The sequence below is a fragment of the Saccharopolyspora shandongensis genome, from assembly GCF_900106995.1.
In the GTDB taxonomy this organism is placed as follows: domain Bacteria; phylum Actinomycetota; class Actinomycetes; order Mycobacteriales; family Pseudonocardiaceae; genus Saccharopolyspora; species Saccharopolyspora shandongensis.
The window spans coordinates 23,892-44,132 of sequence record NZ_FNOK01000012.1 but is presented as its reverse complement, the minus strand read 5'-3'; the positions used below and the strand labels follow the sequence as shown (position 1 = coordinate 44,132).

Genomic DNA, 20,241 nt, shown 5'->3' with positions numbered 1-20,241 from the left:
CATCCTTCAGCAAAGACTGCGCTATGGAGAAAGATTTTCTTTCGCTGCGGCATGCGGGGGTGAGTGCTGCTGCTGGGCGGTGAACGGTCAGGCGAGGCGGGAGCCGGACCACCAGCCGCGAACGGGCGGCACGGGGTCGAGCAGCGGATCGGCCTCGGTCAGCGGTGCGGCGGTTCCGCACACGGCGGCCAGCCGCTCCGGCGTCAGGCAGTAGACCCGCTCCGACGCCGAGACCGCCCAGTCGGCCAGTTCCGCCGCCGGGAGGCCGCGCGTCGAAGCGACGAGGACGACGTTGCCGGACTGACGCCGTGCCAGCACGCGGGGGTGGGCGAAGACCAGCACGTGCGGGAACACCTCGCAGGCCGCGGCGATCGCGCGCAGGGCGAAACCGAGTTCGGCGGCATCCCACAGGTTCGCCGCGAACAACCCGCCGGGCCGCAGCACCCGGGAGACCTCGGCGAAGAACTCGACGGTGGCCAGCCCGGTGACGACATCCCCGCCTTGGAAAGCGTCCAGCACGACGAGGTCGGCGCTCTCGTCCAGCGCATCCTCGACGCCGGCCCGGCCGTCCTGCACCTGGACTTCCAGGCCAGGCACCTCGTCGAGCCCGAGGTGCTCGCGCACCAGCTCGACCAGCTTCCCGTCGAGCTCGAACACGAGCTGCTCCGAGCCGGGCCGCGTCACGGCGAGGTAACGGGGCAACGCGAAACCACCACCGCCCACGAACAGCGCCGACACGGCGTCGCTCGGTGGCCAGTGCCGGTCGATCGCCTGGGCGATCCAGTCCGTGTAGGGCATCTTCAGGTGGGCCGGATCTTCGAGATCCACATAGGACTGGGAGACGCCGTCGACGGAAACGGTCCACCCGCCGGCCCGGAGGCGATCGGGGATCAGCTCGGCGACACCGAACCGGACAGCCGCCTCAACCCGTTCGCGCGTCCCCACGGAAGCCTCCCCTCGGCTGAACCCGCCGGCCGGAAGCAGCACCTCGATCCTAGCCCCGCCGCGACGAAGCCCGGCGCCATCGAGCCCGGGATGCGGTCCGGCGAGGCGCGGACACGAAAATGGCGACGGTAATGTGCGCCACATATATCGGAACCGTCCAGCACATTCTCGATAAGCCCCGCGGTCGAATTTATTCAGCCGGATGCACACGGGAAACACGCCCCAGGAAGCAATGCCGTTAAAGCCAGCTGCTCCGTTCGGGTACGCGTGGCGACGGCAATGGATTCCTTTCCGCGCGGCGCGGTAGATTGCACGACGGCCAACTCGCGGGGATTCCACAGGAAAGGGTAGTCCCATCATACTCACCGCTCATGAAATGCGTATCGCCGAATCGGTCGTCAACGGCAGGTCGAACCGCGAGATCGCCGGCGAGATGCGGGTAACACAACGAACCGTCGAATTCCACATCACAAATATCTACCGCAAGCTGGGAATATCGCGCCGGGTGCAGCTGCCCGACGCGTTGACCCGGCTTTCGGAGCGAGATTCGGACCCGCGGTGAACTGCGCGTAACGCAATCCCGGCTCATCGCCGTTCACCGCAACCGAACCCGCCACCCGACGCCGAGTGGCGGGTTCGTCGCATTCCCTGGCACCGTCGCGGGAGATTCGCCGACTCCTGCGGAATACCGCAGGGACACGGTGCCGCGGCGACCCTACGTTGAATTCAGGCCGCAGTGGCGCGGCCGCAGTGAATCCTGATCGCACTTCGATCGGCCGCGTTCCGGAAATCCGGTGACCCCTCGTCGGCGCGGCCGCCGTGGTGCACACCCCCGGTGCGAGTGCGCGCACAACCTCGGATTCTGAAGTTCGGCGGAACATCGTTGGCGACGCTGGAGCGAACCGACGAGGTGACCCGCACGCTCGTCCAGTGACTGCACGACGAGTGACAGATCAAGAGACCGTCTCGGATGCGGTGACGTGCGGTGGGCGGATTGTCGTCTTGAAGCGGCGCAGCCGCTTAGCCCACCCTCGCAACTCGCACCGCCGCGGGTTCTCAGGGGTCTTCTCGCGAGGACAGCCCCGACGTGGTGAATTGGTCATTCATGATGTCGGGGATCCCACAGCGAGAAGACTCCTGAGGTTCCGCCACCTGCACCGCCACGCAAAACGAGTTCTCCAGCAAGAAGGCCTCAAGCGCCGTCGGCGCGGCGGCGGGCGCGGTAGGTGCGGGTCTTCATGCGGTTCCCGCAGCCCGCCGTGGCGCACCACCTGCTGTTGCGCGCCTTGGCGCCGTCTTAGAACACGATGCGGCAGTCGGGCGCCGAGCACATCTTTACCCGGCGCCAGGAGCCTTCGGCCTCCCCGATCACGAAGGAGAACCTGGTGCAGCAGGCCATCGCCGCACCCGCGACAGCCCGCCTCCCGCTCTGGCAGCGGCGCCCCGGGGGTGTCCTTCGCCGTGTTCGGCACCGTGCAGATCACCCTCATCGCGGCGATGACGCTGATCTCGGTGCTGCTGCCCGCGATCCAGCGCGAGCTGGGGCTCGACCAGGCCGAGCTGGCGCTGGTGAACAACGCCTACGCAGTGTCGTTCTGCGGGTTGCTGCTGCTCAGCGGCCCCCGATCAGTGATGTTGCCGGGTGGCCTGCTGGATGACGGAGTACGCGATGCGTTCTTGTTCCAGCCGCACAGAGCTACCCAGGACGCCCTCCACGAGATCGGTGTAGAGGCTTGCCTCGTCCGGGAGGAGCGCCTCGAGGTGATCGCTGGTGGGGCTGGGCTCGTCGACCCACTGGCCCTCGTGCGCAAGAAGCGTCGCGCGATCCATGAGCATGGATCGCGCACCCTCGAACGTACGGCGCACCTTGTTCAGGATCGCAAAGCCGTGGGTGTCGATGTCGCCCCAGTAGACGAGATTCCTGTCGGCCAGCCACTGCAGGGGTTGCAGCCGTGATGCCGCGTATCCCTCACCGAAGATCACGATGGCGTTCTCGACGGGCGGGAAAGCCAGGTAGGTCGTTTCGTTCTCGACGACGAACACGGTGCGCGCGGTGGGCGGCATATCGGCCAGTTCGGTCACCCGGACGGCAAGTTCGCTGAATCCGGGACCGTCGGACAAGTGGCGGAACCGGACGTAGGCCGGCTTCTTCCGGAAGAGGTACCGGCCGGCGAAGTCCGAGGGCGACCTGGTGCGGTCGACTCGATGCTCTCCGAGCCGGCAGTCCAGCAATGCCGCCAGAATGGTGCGATACCGCTCGATGAACTTGGTGTCGACGCCGGGCACGTCGATCTGCCGGAGATACATGTCAGGACGTGCGTACGCCTCGATCCACAGCACGGTGTCGACCAGCCTGGCCCATTCGCCTTTGTGCCTGAGCACTTCCATCGGCTTGGCGGACATCCAGTCGGCGAGGTCCGGGGCGCTGAGCCGCGTCGCGTCCAGCAGAGCCACGAAGGTCTGCACATCCGGCTCCACGCCGAGAGCGGCCCACAGCTGTTCGTACGAGTCGACCCAGACCCGGCCGGGGATCTCGTTCGTGCCGGCGACCCGGCCGCCGACCGTTCGCATCTCGACACGGAGATGCCGGGCACGATGCCATTGCTCGACCCACGCACGTGCGTGATCCAGATGTGCAGACGTGTCCTTCGCCGTCGGTCCCCGCAACCCGATTGCCAACGGTTCCCACCGGGCTCCCCTGGCGAGCTGGGACAGGAACTCGCCGCGGTCCCATCGTCGGCGCAGCTTGCCCATCACATCACCGGGTGCGGTCCAGCCGGTTGCCGCCATGTCAGTTGCCCTGGCTGGATGCGCTGAGGGCATGCGCGAGCTGGCGTTGCTGGTATTCCTCGATGGTCAGGGTCTGCAACCGCGAGCTGTCACCGGTCTTGTTGTCCACGAACCCGACCGCCGCGACGTACGGTTCGATGACATGGATCTTCTGCAACGGTGTCACGATCAGCAGTTGCAGGCCCAGCCGCCGGAACAGGCCGAGTGCGAACCGGGTCGACTCATCGGAACCGCGGCCGAAGGCCTCGTCGATCACCACGAACCGGAAGGTCTTCGACTTGCTCGCACCCCAGTCGAGCTTGAACTGGTAGGCCAGCGACGCCGCGAGGATCGTGTAGGCGAGTTTTTCCTTCTGACCGCCGGATTTGCCGCCCGAGTCGGTGTAGTTCTCGTGCTCGGTGTCATCGGCTCGCCACCGTTCGGACGCGGAGAACGTGAACCAGTTGCGCACATCGGTGACCCGGCGGGTCCACTGCCGGTCGGGTTCGGTCTGGCCCTCCCTGCCCCGGAACCGTTCGATGAGGGCCTTCACCTGGAGGAACTTCTGTTCGGAGTACTGGTTCGAGTCGTCGCCGCTCAGCGAACCGCTGGTGCAGTCCCGGAGGTCCTTGCGGAAGTCGCGGATCTCGACGTTGACGGTGGGATGCGGTTCGAGCCGGATGAACCGGTCGGTGTTGTAGTCGATGTCGACCAGCGAGTCGTTGATGGTCTCGATCCGCTGCTTGATCAGCTCGGCCTGCTTGGTCAGCTGGGAGTGGAACCCCGCGATGTCACGGATGGTGTTGGTGTTGAGATAGGTCTTGAACTCGGACTCGAACCTGGGCAGATCATCGGATGCTATCCGCTCGTGCAACGAGCGATACTCGTCCGCGGACTGCACCGAGTTGTCGAAATCCTCGGTCTCCAGCGGGTACGCCTTGCGGAAGTCGCCCATCTTTCCGACCACCCGAGCCGCGACCTTGTTCTGCCTGCCAGTGAGCCGATCGATCTCCGCGGTGATCTCGTCGTTCACCTCGACACGGCACGTGTCGCAGTCTTCCGGGGTCGCGAAGCTTCTGGTTCCGACGCGCTCGTCCACGAGAGGAAACGACGCCCTCGCGGATTCGGCCGCCGGTTCGTCCAGCGTGGTCTTCGTGTCGCGCAGCTGGTTCTCCGCGGCTTCGCGCTGGCCGCTGAGCTTTCCGAGTCCCGCCTGCGCCTCGTCCTTGGCCTTTTCTGCCGCCTCGATCTGCCTGCCGACGGCATCCAGCTCCGCGGTCAGTCGTTTCAGCTCGTCCGACTGCTGCTCCAGGCGGCGCTTCTCGCTGTCGAGTTCGGCAATGTGGTTAACCGAAGCCTGCCAGTCGATGTCGGCGAACCCGCTGAATTCCGCCAGCAAGGTAAGCGTGGTGGCGAGCCCGCGCTTGGCAGTCAGGTCGGCCTTGACCTTCGTCGCCTGCTGGTCGAGGTCGCGCAGCTGCACTTGCAGCCGGTTGGCCTGGTCGAGCAGCGCGTCGACCTTGGCCTGGTTGTCCCAGCCCAGCACGTAGTGACGACGATCGCCGATCCGGCGGGCATCGTCCTTCTCGTGCCTGCCGCGAGCACCTTTGATCTGCCCGGCCTGGGTGACGGCTTTAGCGGCACGCCGGAACTCGGCCATGGTGTCCACGCACTCGTAGTCGGCGCGGTGTGCCAGCTCGCGATCCAGCCAAGCCGAGAACGGCGAGTCCTTGATCTCCAGCTTGGCGAACAACGACCGCGCCGAGAGCGGCAAGGGCGGAGTCTGGCCAAGCCGTCCGGGCACCCGGTAGTAGACGAGCTTGATGCCGAGGTGCCGTTCGTTGATCCAGTCGGAGACGGCGTCGTAGTGCTCGTTCGCGACCAGCATCGACAGCCCGAAGCTGTACAGGAGCCGTTCGGCGGCGCCTTCCCAGGCGGCGCAGTCCGCACGGACCTGGATGAGTTCGCCGGCGAATGGCAGCTCGGTGGAATCGACTCGCAGCGCCGCGCACAGTGCGTCCCGCAGGTCCAGACTGCGTTTGGGAATGTTGCTGCGCCGCTCCCGCAAACTCAGCAGCTCCGCGTTCAACTCCGCGGCGTCGGAGTCGAGCTCGCGGCGTTCCACGCCGATATCAGTGAGCTGGTTCTGCAGATCGGCCTGTTTCTGGTCGAGGGAAGCCGCCTTTTCCGCGACCTCACGCTGCCGGGCAGCGAACTGGGCCGAGTCCGCCACGGCGGGCAAGCCGGCCGAATCCAGTAACGCGTGATACCGGTCGCATCGCTGCTTGCGCCGGACGCGTTCCTTCTCCGCGGTGGCGATCTCGTTTTCGAGCTGGCTGATCCGGTCTCCACCGCAGCCCGCGCGCTCGATCTCGAGATCCCGCTCCTTCCGGCGCAGCCGTTCCAGGTCGTTCTTCGCGTCCGCCAGGATCGCCTGTTGCTCGCCGATCTGACCGGCGAGCGCGGTCAGCCGATCGCTCAGCAGCGTCGCCTTGCGATCCGCGCAGTAGAACCGAAGGGCTTCGCGCGCGGCTTTGCCCGCCGTGATCCGCGAGTCGAGCTCGTCATAGGCGTCGCACTCGGCAAGCAGTGGTTCCAGCAGGGTGAGCTGTGTCCGTGCCTTGAGCACCGCTTCGTGCGCCTTGGTCAGGTCTTCGAAATGGTCGACCAACCGGTTGGTCCAGTCGGCGGCGTCGAACGGCTCCAGCATGTGCGAGCGGACGAAGTCGTTCAGGTTGCCGACCGACTTCATCGAGACGGTCTGGTGGAACAGCTCCATCGCCTGCTCGGACCCGATGCCGAGCCGTCGGCAGAAATCCTTGCTGTAGGCGGGAAATCGGTCGTGGACGCGGACATCCTGCTTGCGCAGCCTGCGCTTGAGCGCCGCGATGTCCCCGCCGAAGTCGGCGAAATCGCCCGCGATCGTCAGGCCTCGGTCCGCTGTCACGTAGAACCGGTCCGGCTGGCCGACGGACGCGTCACGAAACCAGAACACCTGTGCCAGCGTCACTGTCGAGTCGTACCCGACGTTGGTGAAGGAACCGAGGACGACCGAGAACGACCGGCGATCCCGCAGCCCGACCGGCCGGGAAGCCCCGGTCGCTTCGTTGCGTTCGGACTTGTAGTAGCCCAGCACGTACGAACGGAGATGCCGCTCCTTCGCCTCGGCTCCCGCCGCCTTGTTGTAGGAGATGCGGTGGGCAGGCAGCAGCAACGTGGTGATCGCGTCGACGATGGTGGACTTCCCGGAGCCGATGTCGCCGGTCACCAGGCTGTTGCGGCCCTCGGGGTGGAACGTCCACACCCGCTGGTCGAAGGTCCCCCAGTTGTAGACCTCCAGCCGGTCCAGCCGGTAACCGGCGAGCTCGGCCCCCTCCGAGTCGAGACCGGCCGCTCTGGACAGGCCGCCCATCAGTCCTCCTCCTCTCCGCCACCGAGCTGCGCGGCGTACTCGGCGAGCCGCTGGTCGAACTCGGCCAGCCACTGACCGTCGACGAACGCCTTGAGAATGCGGCGAACCTCGTAGGCCGCTTCCTGCCCGGTGATCCGCCGCAGGAAGCCGAGTTCGACGATCTTGGTGAGCTGGGTGTCGATCTGGTCGACCAGCCGAGCCTCGTTGCTGCTCTCGGGCAGGAACATCCGCACCATTTCCACCAGCTGGTCGCGGGTGAGGATCAGCCGGGTCTCCGCACCGGAGGCGTCGAACTCCGCAAGCTTCTTCCGCAGCAGCGCCAGGATCAGGCTCACGTGGAAGGAGAGGGCGCGGCGCGGGATCAGCCGGGGCAGCTGCCCGTCGTCCGCCTCGTCGTCGGGCTTCGAGCGCAGGAACGCATAGCCCTCGGCTTCGTCGACGACCACGGTCAGGCCCATCACGCCGACGTAGTCACGCACCTGGGCCTGCAGCGGCAGCAGATGGCGCCAGGCCTTCTCATGGCTGTCCGCGTAGATCACCCCCTTCACCAAGTGCGTGATGACCAACGGCAGGTCAAGCTCATCCCGGCGGAGCGATGTCGACACACTGCTCATGTTAGGGACGCCCGCCGACGGAGCCGCCGCTGTCCGAGATCCGCGTGTAGGTCACCCGGGGTATGGTCGCGACCCGCTCCACGCCGGTGTCGTCGATCCAGCTCACCTGCTCGCGCGTGGTCTCGTCGAACACGACCTGGAATGCCGGGTCGCCCAGGGAGAGGTAGCCCACCAACTCGGCCATGCCCTGTTCCAGGGGCTGGCGGCCGAGTACCTCACGCAGCCCGACCTGAGCGCGTTCCCGCAGCTCACGGCGCACGATGCCGGACAACCGCTCACGATCCACGTAGACCTGCTCGAAGAGGGCGGACGCGTCGAGGTCCTCGTCGGCCGCGGCGATGCCCGCGCTGTCCAGCGGGACCTTCTCCCTCGGGGTGTAGAGCGGACGTTCCATCGGCAGCGCGACGACCGGCGCTGTGCCGTCGAGTTCGCAGGTGAGAGCCGGGGTGGGCTGCTCGCGGAGCTTGAGCGCGGACGACTCGATGCTGTGCAGGATGTCCATCACCCGGCGGTTCTCCAGCCACACCTGGTCGTCGAGGAATCGTCGCAGCTGTTCCGACAGCAACCGCACCGTCGCCTGGGTGCGTTCGGCCGCGTCGAGCCAGTCGTGGTGGATGTGCCGCATCCGCGGGTCGGGGTCGCCGACGGCGTCCAGGGTCTGCACCTTCTCGAGTAGCCCGGTCAGCTCGACCTGCCGCTCGTGGGAGAGGAGGAAATCGTAGAAGGCCTGGAAGCTGCGTCCCTGGTCCGAATCGGCGATGGTCGTGCGATTGCCGACGACCTCGTCGAGCAGCTCTCCTTTGGAGCCCTCCCAACCGGCGATCCGAGCCCGAAGAGCCCGGTCGAGTCCGCGGAAGTTGGCCTCGACCTCGCGGAAGTCGGCCAGCAGCTCACGCGCGGTCGCGGCGAACTGCTGGTAGCGATCCCGCTGGGCCGAGTCGTCGAGGACGGCGAAGTCACCCCCGGCGACCCGGCTGATCTCGGCGTCGATCTCGGCGCGGCGCCGGTGCAGCGCGGCCAGCCGGGCGTCGGGATCGGTCTCTGCTCCGTACGCCATCTGGCGCAGCAGCTCGAAGATCGTGTTCAGGCGGGACTCGGTACCCACGAACGAGCGTTCGCGAAGCGAATCGACCCAGGTCAGCGCCTTCTCCACGGCGGGGGTCGCATCGAAATGCACCTCATCGGAACCGGCTGGGTAGTACTTGCGCAGCCACCCGTTCGCCGGTGCCGCCCAATCGTCCAAGTACGCCTTGGCCGGTTTGGGGAAAGTGCCTTCGCCGAGACGTTCGTTGAGCGCGTAAAGCTCGTCGTCCAAACGGCTGATCAGCTCGGTGGCCGAAATCGACCGGACATTGTCGTCGACGAAGACCTTCCGGAGGAACCCGAGCACCAGCGGCGCGTTGTCGGCGCGCAGCAGCCGCCACGCCGGGTCGTTGCGCCGCAGGAAGTCGAGTTCGTCGAAATCCATCAGGCCTCTCGAAGTGGTCTCGCGCGGTGCTGGAGGGATATGGCCAAGGGTATCCATCCACCGCGCTCGTTCACGATGTCCTCATGCCGGAGCTACGGTCCACCCGCCGATCAGAAGATGTCGCCAGGCCGAGTGCACCGGGTTACGGCAGGACCAGGTGCTCGCGCGGTATCCGGACGGTGAAGGTGCTGCCGTGCCCCGGCGCGCTGGTCACCGTGACGGTGCCGCCGTGGGCCTGGACCAGGTGCCGCACGATGGCCAGACCGAGGCCGCTGCCGCCGGTGGCACGGTTGCGGGACTTCTCCGCCCGCCAGAACCGGTCGAACACGTGCGGGATGTCGTCGGCGTCGATGCCGACACCGGAGTCCGCGACCTCGATCACGGCGTCGTCGCCGTCTTGCGCGGCGCTGATGCCGACCTGCCCACCGGAAGGCGTGTGCCGCAACGCGTTCGACACGAGGTTGCCCACGACCTGGCGCAGCCGCACCGGATCCGCGATCAGGACCACGTCGTCGGACAGCTGGACCGTCAGGCTGACTCCCGCCTCGGCGGCCTGGCGCCGATGGGTTTCAGCGATCCGGGTGAGCAGGTCGCTGAGATCGACCACCCGCGCGGGTTCAGCCGCAGCCGGCCGGCCTCCGCGAGCGCCAGGTCCTGCAGGTCGTCGACGATGTGCTGCAACTGCAGCGCCTCCTCGTGCAGCGAGGAAATCAGGGCCTCGTCCAGCTGCTTCACCCCGTCCTGGGTGGCCTCCAGATAGCCGCGGATGGTGCTCAACGGCGTCCGCAGCTCATGCGAGACGTCGCTGACCATCGCGTTGCGCTGCCGCTCGGTGCGTTCCAGGTCCGCCGACATCTCGGTGAACGCGGTGCGCAGCGGGCGGATCAGCCTCGCCGGGCCGGTGCCCGAGGGTCGGTTTCGATCTTCCGGCGCAGGTTCTTCACGTGCACGTCGATCGTGCGCTCGGTGACGAAACCGTCCACCCCGTACGCGTGCTCGACCAGCTGCCCACGGGTGAACACCTGGCCCGGATGCGCGGCCAGGGTCGACAGCAGCGTGAACTCCACCGGGGTGCACGCGGCGAGCTGCCCGCCCACCGTGACCTAGTGGCGGCGACTGTCGATCGTGAGGCCCCCGACCACGAGTACCTGGCTGCCGGCATCGGACTCGCGCAGCGCCCACCGCAGCAGGCTGCGCACCCTGGCCATCAGCTCGCGCGGGCTGTACGGCTTGGTGAGGTAGTCATCGGCGCCCCGGTCCAGGCCGAGCAGCAGATCCCTCAGTGGACCGCGCGGTGAGCATCAGCACGGCCACTTCGGCCACCGCGGCGGTCGTGTCCGCTCGGCAGGATGCGGCAGACCTCCACACCGTCCACATCGGGCAGCATCACGTCCAGCAGCAGCAGGTCGGGCGGCTGCCGGCGGGCGTGCGCGATAGTGGACCGTCCATCGTGGGCGACGAGGACATCGTGGCCGTCCAGTTCCAGGTACGAGCGGAGCAACTCGGCCTGTTTCCGGTCGTCCTCGGCCACCAGGATGTTCGCGCACACGTAGTGATCCCCGGTCATCCTCCCCGTTGCCGAGGAGGCACCGTGCCCAACGTCAAGCGCGCCGCCATCCCCGTGGTCCTCGCCGTCATGTTCGCGTCCGTCGGGTGCCAGGCCGACACCCCGACCCCGCCGATCCAGTACCCGAGCACACGCCCGCTACCGCAGGCGAGTCCGGCACCGGCCGTGCACTATCAGGTCACCGGATCGGGGAACTGGACGTACGCCCTGGCCGGGGGCGATATTGCCGGACACAGTGGACGGTTGATGAAGTACCGGATCGCGGTGGAAGAAGACAGCACTGGCGTCGACCCGACCGAGATCGCCGGGGAAATCCGCACCATCCTGGGCGATCCACGCGGCTGGACCGCCGGCGGCGACTGGCGGTTCCAGCAGGTCGGCGCGGACGAGCCCGTCGACTTCACGATCTACCTCGCCACCCCGGCTACCCGCGACGAGCTCTGCGGCGGCCCGCCCGACGGCTACACCTCCTGCCGCAACGGCGCCAGCGTGGTGCTGAACGTGGCCCGCTGGGTCGACGGAGTCCCCGACTACGGGGCACCGCTGTCGACCTACCGCGAGTACATGGTCACCTACAAGACCGGTCACCGCCTCGGCCACCGGCACGAACACTGCCCGGGGCCGGGACAGTCGGCGCCCGTGATGCAGCAGCAGACACTCGGACTGCGCGGCTGCCTGCCCAACCCATGGCCGTACCCGAATAGCCAGCGCGACGCCGGCCCACCGGGCGAATACAACGACTAGAGGCTGCGGGACGACCCTCGGCATGCGCAGGCGGTCGAGTCAGGCAACGGCGCTGAACGAGGCCACCGACCACATCTCAGAGATCAGTACCGGCAACCAACAGAAGCCCCCGGAACGAGCCCCCTGATCGCCGAGATGGGATCACGCGCCGACCGCGCAAACCCCGGTCGTGGCCTCGAAGAAAGGAGTTCGTACCACGACGAATTCGGTGGACCCGAGGGGAGCTCGTTCAAACCCCGCTCCCCCCAACGCAACCACGGCCGGGATCCGGAGGCGAAGCCCACCGGGCGGGGGCTGGGGGGGAGCTTATTCGAACCCTGGAGGGCTGGTCCGAGAGCAGGCCGGGAACGCTACCCGCGCAAGGAGCCGATGAAAGGCGGCCACCGCACCGTAGGGGGTTTGGGGGGAGTCGCTCCCCTCAAGAATCATGACGAAGCGATAAAGCGAAACGCCCTGCGTGAGCAGGGCGTTTCCAATCGTGGAGTGGAGCTGAGGGGAATCGAACCCCTGACCTTCTCGATGCGAACGAGACGCGCTACCAACTGCGCTACAGCCCCTTACTGAGTGCTGACGAAAGCTTAGCAAGGCCCGAAAACAGCCTTCGCAGCACCCCCCTCTAAAGGGTCGCGGCCTACTCGCCGGAGGCTCGCCGGTAGGGCTCCCAGGTGCGTTCGTCCAGCTCATCGAACATGGGATCCTCGTCGTCGATCTCCACGCGCACCGCGTTCGAGCCCGATCGGCGGTCCGCAGGGCGACCATCCTCGCGGTCGTCGCCCTCGTCGTACTCGTCGACGTGCTCATCGTCGATCTCGGCGTCGTCGTACTCGCCGTACTCGTCGTGCTCACCGCCCATCCTGGCCAGCCGCCGGCTGCGGACGTCCTCTTCGATGCGGACCTGGCGGCGCAGGTACGTGAGGTAGCCCACGGTCGACAGGTCGGTGATGCCGTGCACCCACCACAGGACCGGCCACACCATGGCGGCCAGCAACGCGGTGGTCACGGCCAGCAGCAGCATGACGAGCACGATGCGCTGCCGACGGGCGTACTTCACGCGCGCGGCCAGCGCGGCGGCTTCCGGATCGAAGCCACCCCGGCCGGGGCGGTATCGACGCCCGGCCCGGACGTCGTCGCTGTGCACCCGTCGCCACGAGCCGTCGGCCTCGTGCTCTTCGATCTCTTCGAGGGCCTCGTCCCGGTCGGTGTCAGGCATCCCGAAAGCCTCCTCCACCTCGTCGGTTGTCGCGGCTCCGGGCGTCGCCGGTCGCCGTCCGCTGCCTCGCCGCACAACCCGTGCGGCCAGCGCGGAGTCGGTGGTCTTGGACACTTCTTGGCGACGGCGGGCGAACATCGGAACCAGTACCACCAGCCACGCCGCCGCCAGAGCGGCGAAGATCAACGAGCTGGGCATGCCTCGCCACCTCCCCCTGGCCACCGGCAGCACACGAGTCTGCGATCGCCACGCTAATCACATCAGCCACTTCTGTCTCGGAGCCACGCCGAGTCACAGTGGTTCCCCAGGGACAAGAAAACCGCACGTTCAGAGCAGCCAGCGGCAACATCGACACCGGCGTGTCGACTTCCGTACCGCCGAACGCATTCGATCGTGCGGCCGTTCGGGGCAATTTCGGCCGCTTGGCGCGGGGTTGGCAGTGACCGTGCGTGATCAAGATCTCGGCGTCAGGGCCTGCTCGCGCCGCCCGCCTGGATCAGCCTGTGCACCGCGCCTTCGGGGATCTCCTCGATGGTCAGGGCGTACACGTAGTGGTCCCGCCAGGCGCCCGCCACGTCCAGGTACCGGTGGAACAGCCCTTCGCGGCGGAAACCGGACTTCTCCAGGACCCGCACGCTCGGCTGGTTCTCGGGCCGCACCGTGGCCTCCAGCCGGTGCAGCCCGACCGAGCCGAAGCAGTGGTCCACCGCCAGCGCGACGGCCGCCGTGGCGACCCCGCCGCCGGCCAGCCGCGCGGCCACCCAGTAGCCGATCCACCCGGAGCGCAGCGCGCCGCGGACGATGTTGCCAACCGTCAGCTGGCCGGCGAAATCGCCGTCGACGGTGATGCTGAACGGCATTGCCTGGCCGCGGCGGGCCATGCCGCGCAGCGCGCTCCACTGGGCGGGCCAGGCCATCCGCGCGTTCCGCTCCTGCCAGCCGCCGACCGCGGTGGGCTCCCACTCCTGCAGGTAGGCGCGATCTTGCAGCCTGATCCGGCTCCAGGCGGAGCCGTCGCGCAGCCGGGGCGGGCGCAGCGCGACGGCGCCCCCCGCGGTGATCAGCGGGCCGAGTCGCGCCGGCCAGCCGGGGTGGCGGCCGATCGGGAACCCATCGGCGTCGGCGGGCTGCATCGGTGGCTCACGCGCGCTGCGAGAGGAACCGGACCTGCACGTCCTCGCCGGCCGCGACTTCGGTGGTGTCCTCGTCGACCACCACCAGGCAGTTCGCCTCGGCCAGCGACGCCAGCAGGTGCGAGCCCGAGGTGCCCAGCGGTTGCACCAGGTAGGAGCCGTTCTTCGGGTCGCGCAGCAGCTGGCCGCGGAGGAAGCCGCGGCGCCCCTTCGCGGAGCTGATCGGGGTGATCAGCTCGGCGGACACGGTGCGGCGGTGCGGGTTGATCTTGCCGAGCGCGGCGCGGATCAGCGGCCGCACCAGCACCTCGAAGACGACCAGCGCGCTCACCGGGTTGCTGGGCAGCACGAAGGTCGGGATCTCGTCCGGGCCGAGCCGGCCGAAGCCCTGCACCGAGCCGGGCTGCATGGCCACCCGGGTCGCGTCGAGCTGCCCCAGGTCGGCCAGGGCCGCCCGGACCTCGTTGCCCGCCGCGCCGCCCGCGCCGCCGGCGATCACCACGATCTCGGACAGCAGCAGCCGCCCTTCGACGACCTCGCGCAGCCGGCGCGGGTCGCTGTTGACGATGCCGACGCGGGTCACCTCGGCGCCCGCGTCGCGCGCGGCGGCGGCCAGCGCGTAGGAGTTGACGTCGTAGACCTGGCCCTGCCCGGGCGTGCGATCGACGTCCACCAGCTCGTCGCCGACCGAGATCACCGACACCCGCGGCCGCGGGTGCACCAGCACCTTGTTGCGGCCCACCGCCGCCAGCAGCCCGACCTGCGCCGCGCCGATCGGTGCGCCGCGGCGCACCGCCACGTCGCCGGTCTGCACGTCCTCGCCGGTGCGGCGGACGAACGCCGCCGACGGCACCGCCTGCCGCACCGTGACCTTCGCCGGGTGCTCGTCGGTGTACGCCAGCGGCACCACCGCGTCGGCCAGCGTCGGCAGCGGCGCACCGGTGACCACCCGAACCGCCTGCCCCGGCTGCAACCGGCGCGGCTGCCGCGACCCGACCGGGATCTCCCCGACGACCGGCAGCACGGTCGACTCGTCGGCGGCCGGCTGCACGTCGACGCTGCGCACCGCGTAGCCGTCGACCGCGGCCTGGTCGAATCCGGGCAGTGCCTGCTCGGCGACGACCTCTTCGGCGCACAGCAGGCCCTGCGCCTCGGAGATCGCGACCCGGACGGGCGCGGGCCGGACGGCTGCCGTGAGTACGCGTGCGAGCTGCTCGTCCACTGACCTCATGGCTGACCTCTTCCCACGTGGCCGAGCCGTGGCCTGGCGCAGCGTGTTAGCTCCTGCTCATCCGTTCGACGAGCCAGTCTCGCAAGTCCGGCCCGTACTCGGGATCCTCTAGCGCGAAGTCCACCGCAGCTTTGAGGAAACCGCCAGGATTTCCCAAGTCGTGTCGCGCACCGCGATGAACCACCACGTGCACCGGGTGCCCTTCAGAGATCAACAACGCTACGGCATCGGTGAGCTGGAGCTCGCCTCCGGCACCTGGCTGGATGCGCTTGAGCGCGTCGAAGACCGCGCGGTCCAGCAGGTAGCGACCGGCGGCGGCGAAGGTGGACGGGGCCTCGTCCGGCGCGGGCTTCTCGACCATGCCGCGGACCTGCTTGACATCGTCGTCATCGGTGTCGGTGACGTCGAAGATGCCGTAGGCGGAGATCTGCTCGCGCGGCACGTCGAACGCGCACAGCACGCTGCCGCCGAAGCGGGTGCGCACCTCGGCCATCCGCGTGAGCACGCCGCGCGGCAGCACGAGGTCGTCGGGCAGCAGCACCGCGACCGCGTCGTCGTCATCGGTCAGGTTCGGTTCCGCGCAGCCCACGGCGTGGCCGAGGCCGAGGGCCCGCTCCTGCAGCGCGGTCTCCGCGGCGATCAGCGCCGGCCCGCGGCGGACCTTCGCCAGCAACTCGTCCTTGCCCCGGTCCTTGAGGGTCTGCTCCAGCTCGGGTTGCGGCTGGAAGTACTCGGTGACCGCGCGCTTCTCCGGCGAGGTCACGATGACCAGGCGCTGCGCGCCGGCTTCGGCGGCCTCGGCGGCCACCAGTTCGATCCCGGGGGTGTCGACGACCGGGAGCAACTCCTTCGGCACCGCCTTCGTCGTCGGCAGGAACCGGGTTCCCAGACCGGCTGCGGGCACGATGGCGGTCCGGAACGCTTTGGGCGTGCTCGTCGGGCTGCTCATGGCCAGGGAGCCTATCGGGCAGCCCTAGAGTGGACTTGTGAGCTCACTGGACGAATCGCTTGCTACCAAGTCCGAGTGGCGCCGTGCGTTGCTCCAAGCGCGCCGGAACGTCGCCGAGGACGCCCGATCGTCCGAGGCCACGGCGCTGGAGGAGGCGTTGCTGCGCTGGCTGGACGGACAGCAGGTGCGGACCGTCACGGCGTACGTCCCGGTCGGCGGCGAGCCGGGGTCGCCCGGCACGCTCGACGCGCTGCGCGACGCCGGGCTGCGGGTGCTGCTGCCGGTCGTGGTTCGCAACGGGCCGCTGGAGTGGGCGGAGTTCACCGGCCCGGATTCGCTGCGGCCTGCGGGGTTCGGCCTGCTGGAACCGGCCGGCGAGCGGTTGGGCCCGGCCGCGATCGGCGAGGCCGACGCGCTGCTGGTGCCCGCGCTGGGCGTGGACCACCGGGGCGTTCGGCTGGGGCGTGGCGCCGGTCACTACGACCGGTCGCTGCCGATGGCCGCGCCGGACGCGCCGCGGATCGGCGTCGTCCGGGACCAGGAGTTCGTCGCCGAGCTGCCCGGAGAAGCGCACGACGTGCGGATGACGAGCGTGCTGACACCTGGTCGAGGGATCGTGGCGCTACCCATGTGACATAGGAGTGTTTGCACTGGGCACCCAACGTGACGCATTATCGTATTAGCACTCCTGCAGTTCGAGTGCCAAGACGAGATGTCGGAGGTTCACGGCCGTGCCCACTTACCAGTACGCCTGCACCGAATGTGATCACCGGTTCGAGGCGGTGCAGTCGTTCAGCGAGGACTCGCTCACCGAGTGCCCGAATTGCACCGGCCGGCTCCGCAAGCTGTTCAACGCCGTGGGCATCGTGTTCAAGGGCTCGGGCTTCTACCGCACCGACAACCGGTCGTCGAACTCGTCGTCCTCGACCACGAGCAGCAACTCGTCGTCCTCCTCCTCGTCGTCGAGCAGCAGCAAGTCCTCCGAGTCGAGCTCGTCGTCTTCGAGCAGCAGCTCCTCGACCACCACGGCCGCCGCTTCCTGATCCCCGCCTCCGGTTCGCCGACCGCAGTCGCCGCGGTCGGCGATTTCGTGTGCGCAGGGTGATCCACTCCGCCCAGGGGGCAATCCGTCCGGGTGAGCCGAGTTGTCCACAGAGGACCGGTTTGTCCACAGATTTCCGCTTCCCCCTCCCGCTCTGGTCGACGACTCCCTAACTTCGGAGTTCGTCGACCAACGCGAGCGAGGAGTGGATCATGGCACCGAAGGACCGTCTCAACCCGACAGCACTGCACCGCATCGGCACGCTTTTCCTTGGCCGGCCGGGCTTTCGACTGCACGCCCTGCGCAGGGTGGCCGCCGTGGCGCTGCTGCTGCTCGCCGCCGGACTGGCCGTGCAACCACGTCACGGACCGCCGGAATCACGCGTAGCGGTTCTCGTCGCCGCCCGCGATCTGGCACCCGGCCGGGTCCTGTCGAAGGCGGACGTGGCGCGCCGCGAGCTGCCCGCCGACCTGGTCCCGGACGGCGCGTTGCGCGACATCGCGACCGCCGAGGGCCGGGTGCTCGGCAGCGCCGCGCGCAACGGCGAGCCGCTGACCGATGCCCGGTTCAACGGTCCAGCGGTGGCCTCCGGTGGAGGCGGGACGGCGGCCGCGCCGGTCCGCCTCGCCGACCCCGAGGTGGCGGACTTCCTGGTGCCGGGCAGACGAGTGGACCTCGTCACAAACCTCACTCGATCGGGCGCGGCTTCGGTGCTCGCGGAGGACGTCCGAGTCGTCGCCGTACAAGCCCCGCAGGGCCACCGGGAACAGGGCAGACTGATCTTCGTGGGGCTTCCGGAGCAGGCCGCTGCTACGGTCGCCGCGGCCGCCCTGAGCCAATCGGTCACCGTTACCCTCCGCTGAGTACACGCCACGCGCCGATCCCCTATCGATTCGGCGCGTCATCCATCCGTGCCCCGGACGTCGCATCTTTCGAACCGGCGTTCGCCCGGACACACCCATGCTCTGGAGAGGAGCTCCCAGCGTGCTCAAGGGCTTCAAGGACTTCCTGATGCGCGGCAACGTGATCGAACTGGCCGTCGCCGTGGTCGTCGGTAGCGCGTTCACCGCGCTGGTCACGTCGTTCACCACCAGCATCATCAAGCCGATCATCGCCGCCACCGGGGGCGGCAACGTCACCGGCCTGAGCATCCAGCTGCGCGTCGGCAACGAGGCGTCGATCATCGACTTCGCCGCGGTGATCAACGCGGTGATCACGTTCTTCATCACGGCGGCGGTCGTGTACTTCCTGTTCGTGCTGCCGATGAAGAAGCTCACGGAGCGCCGCAAGAAGGGCCAGGAGGAGGCCCCGGTCGACCCGACCGACGTCGAACTGCTGCAGGAGATCCGCGACCTGCTGCGCCGCGAGCAGGGCCTGCCGAAGGTCGAGGGCCTCGCCGTGAGCGAGGAGAAGACGAGCGTCTCGGGCAACGGCCAGCAGAAGTGAGCCCCCGCCGGGCTCAGCGCGCGTCGTGGTGCGGCGGCCGGTTCTCCCGGTACCAGCGCTCGTCGTCGCCTGCGGGGGCCCGGTCCGGGCGGTCGTCGGAGGTGGCCTCGGGGAGGACGTCGCCGAAGATCTCGGCGAGCTTGCGCCGCCGTTCCCGCTCGGCGGGATCGGGGGTCTTGCCGGAATCGTTCGCGGTCACGCCTCCATCGTCCCCCATCGCCACGATTGCGTGGACGGACTGCCGGACGCAGGTGTGAAGTCGGTTACAGTTGAAGCTGCTAGACGTCGAGGCTGCGGGAGCGGCGCCAGGCGTGGCTCACCGGGTGTCAAAGCCACGGGAGGCGAGAGATGAGTTTCCTGGACAAGGCCAAGGAACTGGCCAACCAGGCCAAGGGCAAGGCCGGAGAACTGGCCGAGAAGGCAGGTCCGAGCGCTGCGAAGGGGCTCGACGCGGCCAAGTCGAGTCTGGACAAGGCCACCGGCGGGAAGTACCACGACAAGATCGAGAGCGTCAGCCACAAGGTCGAGGGCATGATCAAGCGGGACGACCACCCGGACGGCGAGCCCCCGAAGGGCCCCGACGAGAAGGGCCCGGAAGGCGGCGCGGAACCGCCGAAAACCCCCTGACCCGAACGGAAAAAGCCCGTGAGAACACGACGGTGGCGGCCCCCGGCCGGGAGCCGCCACCGTTGTGTTTCACCCTGGTCAGGCCACCGCGCCATGTGCACGCTATGCCGCGCCTGCCACCGCAAGCCGCTGCATGATCCGGCCGTAGTAGTCACCGGCGACCCATTGAACCGACGTCGGCCGCTGCCCACCGCTCCGGCAGAACTCCCGCAGCGCTTCACGCGCCTGTTCGATCGGGATGACCGTGAACCTGTCGTGGTAGTGGTCCGTGTCGTAGTCACTCGCCAAGCGAGGGGCCTCGAGCGGAGGCGCGGGGTTGAACGTGACCCACAGGTGCTGAGCGAGTGGGTCGCCTAGATGATCTTCGGGATCGACGTTGAGGAACCACAGCAACGCCGCGTAACCGGAACCTGGATCTGCAACAACCCGAAGCTGGTGATCACCGGGCTGGTCCGCCGCGACGTCCCGGCCGAACTGCAACCACCCCGCGGTGTTGCAATCGCCCTTGTCCAGCGCGTCGCTGATCGCCTGCTCCATTTCCACCGACGAGCTGGCGTGGCGCCATCCGGGGTCAACGTAGGTGGGCAGATCAGTGCTGAGCATGGCCGCCAGTTTGTCTGACACCACCGACTGCGCCGTGCCGAACGGGCTCAGGAGCCAGGCTCGTTCGAAACTGCCGTGTACGCGGGGTCGTACTGCCAGCCGACGCACTTCGGCTGGCGTGCTGTCCGCAGGAACTCCTTGACCGCCGCGCGGACGTCGCTCGCCGGGATCTCGCAATAGGGCGGGAACTCGGTGTTGTGGTACCAAGGCCGCTCAACTGGGCCTGGTCCTCGCGTGAAGCACTGCGTCGCACCCCCCTCGCCCCAGTACCAGATGGCCCCTCGGGAACCGTCCCGAACTTGATCTCGATGTGATCGGAGATGGCCGCACGCCCAGGCGGCCTGCCGATGCCGAGCTTCTTCGCGCGCGTCTCTGCCACCACCGCCCACTTGTCTCGTCGACCATCCTCGAGATGCTGCCCGCTGGCGAGTCGGTGCTCCTTCCCGTAGCGATCAAGCCATGTCCCGTGGATCTGTCCACC

The 20,241-nt window shown here is 68.3% G+C and carries 23 protein-coding genes, 1 tRNA gene and 1 pseudogene; 7 read left to right on the top strand and 18 right to left on the bottom strand.

The window, feature by feature from the left end:
• Positions 1–87: 87 nt before the first annotated feature.
• The gene (locus BLW84_RS15075) at positions 88–945 is read right to left on the bottom strand and encodes a spermidine synthase (protein ID WP_093266054.1); all 858 of its coding nucleotides are present in this window, start codon (positions 943–945) and stop codon (positions 88–90) included.
• 307 nt (positions 946–1,252) lie between these two features.
• Between BLW84_RS15075 and BLW84_RS15070 the strand changes: the two genes are divergently transcribed.
• Complete coding sequence (locus tag BLW84_RS15070; RefSeq protein WP_342743151.1) at positions 1,253–1,507, top strand: response regulator transcription factor; 255 nt, start codon at positions 1,253–1,255, stop codon at positions 1,505–1,507.
• A 630-nt stretch (positions 1,508–2,137) separates the two neighbouring features.
• Here BLW84_RS15070 and BLW84_RS49055 read toward each other — a convergent pair.
• The 9 genes and pseudogenes from BLW84_RS49055 to BLW84_RS49040 form a co-directional block, all read right to left on the bottom strand.
• Positions 2,138–2,230: pseudogene (locus BLW84_RS49055) on the bottom strand (CGNR zinc finger domain-containing protein); the annotation flags it as partial.
• A gap of 341 nt (positions 2,231–2,571) precedes the next feature.
• The gene (locus BLW84_RS15060; protein ID WP_245761165.1) at positions 2,572–3,699 is read right to left on the bottom strand and encodes a Wadjet anti-phage system protein JetD domain-containing protein; all 1,128 of its coding nucleotides are present in this window, start codon (positions 3,697–3,699) and stop codon (positions 2,572–2,574) included.
• 37 nt (positions 3,700–3,736) lie between these two features.
• Complete coding sequence (locus BLW84_RS15055; RefSeq protein ID WP_093265856.1) at positions 3,737–7,126, bottom strand: ATP-binding protein; 3,390 nt, start codon at positions 7,124–7,126, stop codon at positions 3,737–3,739.
• Positions 7,126–7,731, bottom strand: coding sequence for a DUF4194 domain-containing protein (locus BLW84_RS15050; protein WP_218157322.1), 606 nt, complete (start codon positions 7,729–7,731; stop codon positions 7,126–7,128). The genes BLW84_RS15055 and BLW84_RS15050 overlap by 1 nt, the downstream gene beginning before the upstream one ends.
• 10 nt (positions 7,732–7,741) lie before the next feature.
• Entirely contained in the window at positions 7,742–9,208 is a 1,467-nt protein-coding gene (locus BLW84_RS15045) for a DUF3375 domain-containing protein (protein WP_093265853.1), read from the bottom strand.
• Positions 9,209–9,350: 142 nt separating this feature from the next.
• Complete coding sequence (locus tag BLW84_RS15040; protein WP_245761154.1) at positions 9,351–9,815, bottom strand: sensor histidine kinase; 465 nt, start codon at positions 9,813–9,815, stop codon at positions 9,351–9,353.
• A complete protein-coding gene (locus tag BLW84_RS49050; protein WP_245761153.1) occupies positions 9,737–10,063 on the bottom strand; it encodes a histidine kinase dimerization/phospho-acceptor domain-containing protein in 327 nt (108 codons plus the stop codon). The genes BLW84_RS15040 and BLW84_RS49050 overlap by 79 nt, the downstream gene beginning before the upstream one ends.
• Positions 10,064–10,092: 29 nt before the next feature.
• Entirely contained in the window at positions 10,093–10,305 is a 213-nt protein-coding gene (locus BLW84_RS49045) for a winged helix-turn-helix domain-containing protein (RefSeq protein ID WP_245761152.1), read from the bottom strand.
• Between the two features lie 182 nt (positions 10,306–10,487).
• Positions 10,488–10,775 carry a response regulator gene (locus BLW84_RS49040; RefSeq protein WP_245761151.1) on the bottom strand — a complete coding sequence of 96 codons (288 nt, stop codon included), beginning with the start codon at positions 10,773–10,775 and terminating at the stop codon, positions 10,488–10,490.
• Between the two features lie 24 nt (positions 10,776–10,799).
• On the opposite strand from BLW84_RS49040, the gene BLW84_RS15030 reads away from it, so the two are divergent.
• Positions 10,800–11,519 (top strand): DUF3152 domain-containing protein, encoded by a 720-nt coding sequence (locus BLW84_RS15030; RefSeq protein ID WP_245761150.1) that lies wholly within the window; start codon positions 10,800–10,802, stop codon positions 11,517–11,519.
• 484 nt (positions 11,520–12,003) lie between these two features.
• Here the strand turns inward: BLW84_RS15030 and BLW84_RS15025 are convergent.
• The 5 genes from BLW84_RS15025 to BLW84_RS15005 all read right to left on the bottom strand — a co-directional run bounded on the left by BLW84_RS15025 (position 12,004) and on the right by BLW84_RS15005 (position 16,042).
• Positions 12,004–12,076: transfer RNA gene (locus BLW84_RS15025), tRNA-Ala, on the bottom strand.
• Between the two features lie 74 nt (positions 12,077–12,150).
• Positions 12,151–12,927 carry a divisome protein SepX/GlpR gene (sepX, locus tag BLW84_RS15020; protein WP_093265851.1) on the bottom strand — a complete coding sequence of 259 codons (777 nt, stop codon included), beginning with the start codon at positions 12,925–12,927 and terminating at the stop codon, positions 12,151–12,153.
• A 269-nt stretch (positions 12,928–13,196) separates the two neighbouring features.
• A complete protein-coding gene (locus BLW84_RS15015) occupies positions 13,197–13,862 on the bottom strand; it encodes a GNAT family N-acetyltransferase (protein ID WP_093265850.1) in 666 nt (221 codons plus the stop codon).
• 7 nt (positions 13,863–13,869) lie between these two features.
• Positions 13,870–15,093: a molybdotransferase-like divisome protein Glp gene (glp, locus tag BLW84_RS15010; protein ID WP_093265848.1), complete on the bottom strand. Its 1,224-nt coding sequence runs from the start codon at positions 15,091–15,093 to the stop codon at positions 13,870–13,872.
• A 46-nt stretch (positions 15,094–15,139) separates the two neighbouring features.
• Positions 15,140–16,042, bottom strand: coding sequence for a UTP--glucose-1-phosphate uridylyltransferase (locus BLW84_RS15005; protein ID WP_093265847.1), 903 nt, complete (start codon positions 16,040–16,042; stop codon positions 15,140–15,142).
• A 37-nt stretch (positions 16,043–16,079) separates the two neighbouring features.
• On the opposite strand from BLW84_RS15005, the gene BLW84_RS15000 reads away from it, so the two are divergent.
• The 4 genes from BLW84_RS15000 (at position 16,080) to mscL (ending at position 18,530) form a co-directional block, all read left to right on the top strand.
• Complete coding sequence (locus tag BLW84_RS15000; protein ID WP_093265845.1) at positions 16,080–16,676, top strand: 5-formyltetrahydrofolate cyclo-ligase; 597 nt, start codon at positions 16,080–16,082, stop codon at positions 16,674–16,676.
• 97 nt (positions 16,677–16,773) lie between these two features.
• Complete coding sequence (locus BLW84_RS14995) at positions 16,774–17,085, top strand: FmdB family zinc ribbon protein (RefSeq protein WP_093265844.1); 312 nt, start codon at positions 16,774–16,776, stop codon at positions 17,083–17,085.
• A 211-nt stretch (positions 17,086–17,296) separates the two neighbouring features.
• Positions 17,297–17,947: an SAF domain-containing protein gene (locus BLW84_RS14990; protein ID WP_093265842.1), complete on the top strand. Its 651-nt coding sequence runs from the start codon at positions 17,297–17,299 to the stop codon at positions 17,945–17,947.
• Between the two features lie 121 nt (positions 17,948–18,068).
• Positions 18,069–18,530, top strand: coding sequence for a large conductance mechanosensitive channel protein MscL (gene mscL, locus BLW84_RS14985; RefSeq protein WP_093265841.1), 462 nt, complete (start codon positions 18,069–18,071; stop codon positions 18,528–18,530).
• Positions 18,531–18,543: 13 nt separating this feature from the next.
• Here the strand turns inward: mscL and BLW84_RS14980 are convergent, their stop codons facing one another.
• Entirely contained in the window at positions 18,544–18,729 is a 186-nt protein-coding gene (locus BLW84_RS14980; RefSeq protein ID WP_177226480.1) for a hypothetical protein, read from the bottom strand.
• 149 nt (positions 18,730–18,878) lie between these two features.
• On the opposite strand from BLW84_RS14980, the gene BLW84_RS14975 reads away from it, so the two are divergent.
• Positions 18,879–19,157: an antitoxin gene (locus BLW84_RS14975; RefSeq protein WP_093265838.1), complete on the top strand. Its 279-nt coding sequence runs from the start codon at positions 18,879–18,881 to the stop codon at positions 19,155–19,157.
• 102 nt (positions 19,158–19,259) lie between these two features.
• Here the strand turns inward: BLW84_RS14975 and BLW84_RS14970 are convergent, their stop codons facing one another.
• Together BLW84_RS14970 and BLW84_RS50305 are read right to left on the bottom strand one after the other, a co-directional pair.
• The gene (locus BLW84_RS14970) at positions 19,260–19,760 is read right to left on the bottom strand and encodes an Imm1 family immunity protein (RefSeq protein ID WP_093265836.1); all 501 of its coding nucleotides are present in this window, start codon (positions 19,758–19,760) and stop codon (positions 19,260–19,262) included.
• Between the two features lie 47 nt (positions 19,761–19,807).
• Positions 19,808–20,149 carry an Imm1 family immunity protein gene (locus BLW84_RS50305; protein WP_093265835.1) on the bottom strand — a complete coding sequence of 114 codons (342 nt, stop codon included), beginning with the start codon at positions 20,147–20,149 and terminating at the stop codon, positions 19,808–19,810.
• Between the last annotated feature and the right edge of the window lie 92 nt (positions 20,150–20,241).